This is a genomic window from Micromonospora sp. KC213, assembly GCF_004348325.1.
In the GTDB taxonomy this organism is placed as follows: Bacteria; Actinomycetota; Actinomycetes; order Mycobacteriales; family Micromonosporaceae; genus Micromonospora.
On the sequence record NZ_SMKF01000271.1, the window covers coordinates 1 to 5,212 of the forward strand.

The window sequence follows — 5,212 nt, forward strand, 5'->3', positions numbered from 1 at the left end:
GGGCGTTTCGGTGGGGGGTTGTTCCTCGGGACCGCCGGGTGCGGTGAAGTCGAAGTTCGCCAGCTCGTCGTCCAGGTCCGTGCTGCGGGTCGCGAAGGCCACCGGGTCGGCGAAGTCGTCGTCGGACGGGAGCAGGTCGGGGTGGCCCCAAACCGCGTCCCGACCGGCGATGCCCCGGTGCGTGGTGAGCGCGGCCCAGAGCGCGGACGCCTCGCGCAGCCGACGCGGACGCAGCTCCAGCCCGACCAGCGCGGCGAAGGTCTGCTCGGCCGGCCCACCGGCGGCACGACGGCGGCGGAACGCCTCGCCGAGGCGTACCACGTTGGGCAGGCGCTCACCGGCGGCGTTGTCCACCACGTGGCAGACCCATCCCTCGACCAGCGCCAGCACCGTCTCCAGCCGGGCCAGCGACGCCTTCTGCGCCGGGGTGTCCTCCGGCGTGAAGATGCCCTCCAGCGCGATCGCCTGCATCGACTCCGGGTCGGTCGGGTCGACCCGGCCCATCGCCTCCTCGATCGCCTCCCGGTTGACCCGGATGCCCGAGGCGTAGTTCTCCACCGCGGTCAGCACGTGCCCGCGCAGCCACGGCACGTGCTCGAAGAGCCGCTGGTGGGCCGCCTCGCGCAGGGCGACGTAGAGACGTACCTCGTCCTCGGGCAGCTCCAGGCCCGCGCCGTACGCCCGGATGTTGGCCGGGACCAGCGCCGCCGTGCCGGCCGGGCCGAGCGGCAGGCCGATGTCGCCGGCGGAGAGCACCTCGGCGGCGAGTGAGCCCAGCGCCTGACCGAGCTGCCCGCCGAAGAGCGCCCCGCCGAGGGTGGCCACCATCGACTGCATCGGGCCGAGCTGTGCCCGCGCCTCCGGCGGCACCAGGTCGCCCATCGCGCCGACCATCCGGCTGGCCACCGGGTCGCAGAGCTTGCGCCAGACGTCGAGGGTCTTGTAGATCCACTCGTTGCGGTTCCAGGCCACCGACGTGCGGATGCCCGACGGCAGGTCCGAGGCGGGCTCCAGCCAGAGGTCGGCGATCCGCAGCGCCTCCTCCACCGCGTGCCGCTCGTACGGCGAGACCGCCGGGTCGCCGGAGGCGGCGAGCTGACTGGCCGCGACCTGACGGGCCAGGTCCCAGTTCACCGGCCCACTGCCCGACGCGGAGAGCAGGTGCTGCAACTGCGACATGAACTGCTGCATCTGCGCGGGATCGTTGGGATCTGGTGGTTGCCCACCCGGAAGCGCGAAACCGAACGGAATATCAGGCACGACGTCTACGGTACGCGGGCCGTGCCGCAGGTCGCCGACACTGGCGTTGCGCTGAGGGCGAAGTCGTCGCCGCATCGCCCGGTCCCGCGTCACCGGAGATCGGTACGCTCTGCCGCATGAGGCGTCGCGGCGTGACCGTCCTGCTGGGTGCTCTGCTCACCACCCTGCTGAGCATCGGCGTGCTCGGTGCGCCGATCCCGTACGTGGTGCTCGGCCCCGGTCCCACCGTCGACACGCTCGGCACCTCAGACGGCAAGGAGATCATCCAGGTCGACGGCCGGTCGACGACGACCTCCAAGGGGCAGTTGCGGATGACCACGGTCGGCGTGCAGCCCAACGTCAAACTCCGCGCGGCGATCGCCGGCTGGCTGTCGAAGGACGAGGCGGTGGTGCCGCGCGAGCTGGTCTACCCGCCGGACGAGAGCCAGGAGGAGGTGGACAAGCGCAACGCCGAGGATTTCCGCAACTCGCAGACCAGCGCCGAGACCGCCGCGCTGGTCGAACTCGGCTATCCCGTCCAGGTCGTGGTCAAGGAGGTCGCCGCCGACGGCCCGTCGGTCGGCGTGCTCAAGGCCGGGGACGTCATCACCACCGTCGACGGGGCGAAGGTGACCACCGCGGCGAAGCTGGTCGAACTGGTCCGGGCCAAGCCGGCCGGGACCGCGCTGACGATCGGCTACACCCGGGACGGGGTCGCCGGGAAGGCCACCGTCACCAGTCGCGAACAGGACGGCCGCCCGCGCATCGGCCTGGTGCCCGACCAGCGCCAGCCGCACCCGTTCACGCTCAAGATCGACCTGAACAACATCGGTGGGCCGAGTGCCGGCCTGATGTTCGCCCTCGGCATCGTCGACAAGCTCGAACCGGATGATCTCACCGATGGCAAGATCATCGCCGGCACCGGCACCATCGACGACGAGGGGCGGGTCGGCCCGATCGGCGGCATCGCCCAGAAGCTGGTCGGGGCCAAGGAGGCCGGGGCCGACGTCTTTCTCGTACCTGCCGGCAACTGCGCCGAGGCGGTCCGCAATCCGCAGCCCGACCTGCCCCTGATCAAGGTCGGCTCGCTGGCCGAGGCATTGACGGCGCTGGAGACACTGCGCTCCGGGGGGCAGCCGACCCGCTGCTGATCGGGGCCGCGCAGCACGTCGTCGCGAGACCGTGACCGGACACTGTCAGGAACACCCCGTACTCTGGGTGCCTGTCCGGAGCCGATCACATCGAGCGTGCGGAGCCAACAGTGGTCATGCGTAGCAGCCCCCTGCCCAGGATGAGCCGGCGCGGACGCGTCACCATCGGGGTCCTGGCCGGGGTGTTCGTCCTGTTCACCCTGCTCGGCTGGGGCGTCCAGGCATGGACAGACTGGCTCTGGTTCCAGGAGGTCCGCTACACCCAGGTGTTCAGCGGTGTGCTGCTCACCCGGCTGTTCCTGTTCCTCGCCGTCGGCTTCGGCCTGGCGCTGTTCGTCGGTGGCAACCTCTGGCTGGCGTACCGACTGCGTCCGATGCTGCGACCGCACTCGTTGGAGCAGGCCACCCTGGAGCGCTACCGGATGCTGGTCAGCCCCCGGATCGGCACCTGGATCAGCCTCACCGCGGCGGTGCTCGGGCTCTTCGCCGGCCTGTCCGCGCAGGGGCGTTGGAACCAGTGGCTGCTGTTCCGCAACGGTGGCTCGTTCGGTGTGAAGGACCCGGAGTTCGGCATCGACGTCGGGTTCTACGTCTTCCAACTGCCCTTCCTGCGCTACCTGCTCGGCGTCGCCTTCACCGCGGTGGTGCTGGCCCTGCTCGGCGCGTTGGCCGCGCACTACGTCTTCGGTGGGGTGCGGCTACAGGGCGTCGGTGACCGGATGACCAACGCGGCCCGCGCTCACCTCAGCACGCTGGTCGCCGTCTTCGTCCTACTCAAGGCCGTCGCGTACGTGCTGGACCGGCGGGCGCTGCTGCTGGAGGCCAACGAGGGGACGAAGCTCTACGGCGCGGGCTACGCCGACGTCAACGCGCTCCTGCCGGCCAAGGAGATCCTCGCCTGGATCTCCGTCGTGGTGGCCATCGCGATCATCGTGTTCTCCAACGCGGTGATGCGGAACCTGGTCTGGCCGGGCATCTCGCTGGCCCTGCTCGGCGTCTCCGCCGTCGCGATCGGCGGCATCTACCCGTGGGCGGTGCAGACCTTCGAGGTGAAGCCCAGCGCCCGGGACAAGGAGGCGCGGTACATCGAGCGCAGCATCACCGCCACCCGGGCCGCGTTCGGCCTCGCCGACGCGAAGACCACCGGGTACGCGGCGAGCAACCTCAGGCCACCGGCGACCCTGGCCTCCGACACCGCGGTGGTGCCGAACGTGCGGCTGCTCGACCCGCAGCTGGTCTCCGAGACGTACACCCAGCTGCAGCAGGTCCGCGGCTTCTACGACTTCGGTCCGAAGCTCGACATCGACCGGTACTCGGTGGCGAACAAGACCTCCGACTACGTGGTCGGCGTCCGCGAGATCAACTACAACGAGCTGACCGACCAGCAGAGCAACTGGATCAACAAGCACACCGTCTACACCCACGGGTACGGCCTCGTGGCGGCCCCGGCCAACCAGGTGGTCTGCGGCGGCCAGCCGTACTTCGTCTCCGGCTTCCTCGGCGAGAAGGCGCAGGAGGCATGCTCGTCGCAGGCCGAGCAGATTCCGGCCAGCCAGCCGCGGATCTACTACGGCGAGCGGATGGGCCCGAACGACTACGCCATCGTCGGGCAGGCCGAACAGGGCAGGCACGCCGAGTTCGACCGCCCGACCCCGACCACCGGCGGCGAACAGTACTACACCTACACCGGTGAGGGCGGCGTCGAGATCGGTTCGTTCACCCGCCGGCTGCTCTACGCGATCAAGGAGCAGGAGAGCAACTTCCTGCTCTCCGAGGCGGTCAACGACAACTCCCGGCTGCTCTACGTGCGCAACCCACGGGACCGGGTGGAGAAGGTCGCGCCCTTCCTCACCCTCGACGGTGACCCGTACCCGGCGGTGGTCGGCGGCCGGGTTCAGTGGATCATCGACGGTTACACCACGGCGGCGACCTACCCGTACGCCGAGCGGATCAACCTCCAGACCGAGACCGCCGACGAGCTGACCAACCGGGGCACGTTCCAACTGGCCCGGGAGAACGTCAACTACATGCGCAACTCGGTGAAGGCCACCGTCGACGCGTACGACGGCACGGTCCGGCTCTACGAGTTCGACGAGGGCGACCCGGTGCTGAAGGCGTGGAACAAGGCCTTCGGTGGTGACCTGGTGCTGCCGAAGACCGCCATCCCGGCGGAGTTGGCCGAGCACTTCCGCTACCCGGCGGACATGTTCAAGGTGCAGCGGAACCTGCTCACCAGGTTCCACGTCACCGACCCCGGCGACTTCTACTCCGGTCAGGACTTCTGGCAGGTGCCGAACGTGCCGGACGCGCCGGACAGCGAGCAGAAGCAGCCGCCCTACTACCTGTTCACCCAGTTCCCCGGGCAGCAGCAGCCCCGCTTCCAGCTCACCGCCGCGGTCACCCCGAACGGCCGGCAGAACCTCGCCGCGCTGATCTCCGGGTCGTACGTGGACGGACGGCCCCAACTGGAGGTGCTGGAGCTGCCGGACCAGACCCGAGTCTCCGGGCCGGTGCAGGTCCACCAGCAGATGACCAACAACGCCAACATCCGGCAGCAGCTCAACCTGCTCTCGTCCAACCAGGCCAAGGTGCAGTACGGCAACCTGCTCTCCCTGCCGTTCGGCGACGGGATGCTCTACGTCGAGCCGGTGTACGTCAAGAGCAACCAGCAGGACGCCTACCCGCTGCTGCAGAAGGTGCTGCTGTCGTACGGCGACGGCGGTTCCTACGTGGTGCTGGCCGACAACATCACCGACGGCATCAAGCAGCTCGTCGACCAGGGCAAACGCGCCGCGCCGAACACCCCACCGCCGGCCGACGAC

At 69.7% G+C, this 5,212-nt stretch carries 3 protein-coding genes; 2 read left to right on the plus strand and 1 reads right to left on the minus strand.

Annotated elements, in window-relative coordinates:
- Positions 1–1,191 (minus strand): zinc-dependent metalloprotease (locus E1166_RS29295; RefSeq protein WP_132270877.1); only part of this gene is annotated, 1,191 nt, incomplete at its 3' end.
- Positions 1,192–1,376: 185 nt separating this feature from the next.
- Here E1166_RS29295 and E1166_RS29300 point away from each other — a divergent pair.
- Together E1166_RS29300 and E1166_RS29305 are read left to right on the plus strand one after the other, a co-directional pair.
- Positions 1,377–2,390 carry a PDZ domain-containing protein gene (locus tag E1166_RS29300; RefSeq protein WP_165944458.1) on the plus strand — a complete coding sequence of 338 codons (1,014 nt, stop codon included), beginning with the start codon at positions 1,377–1,379 and terminating at the stop codon, positions 2,388–2,390.
- Between the two features lie 116 nt (positions 2,391–2,506).
- Positions 2,507–5,212, plus strand: a 2,706-nt coding sequence (locus E1166_RS29305; protein WP_207914638.1) for a UPF0182 family protein, incomplete at its 3' end; no start/stop codon positions are given.

What these genes read in the sequence shown, in the direction of transcription:
- E1166_RS29300 (WP_165944458.1), top strand. Translation starts at nt 1,377, where the DNA reads ATGAGGCGTCGCGGCGTGACCGTCCTGCTGGGTGCTCTGCTCACCACC.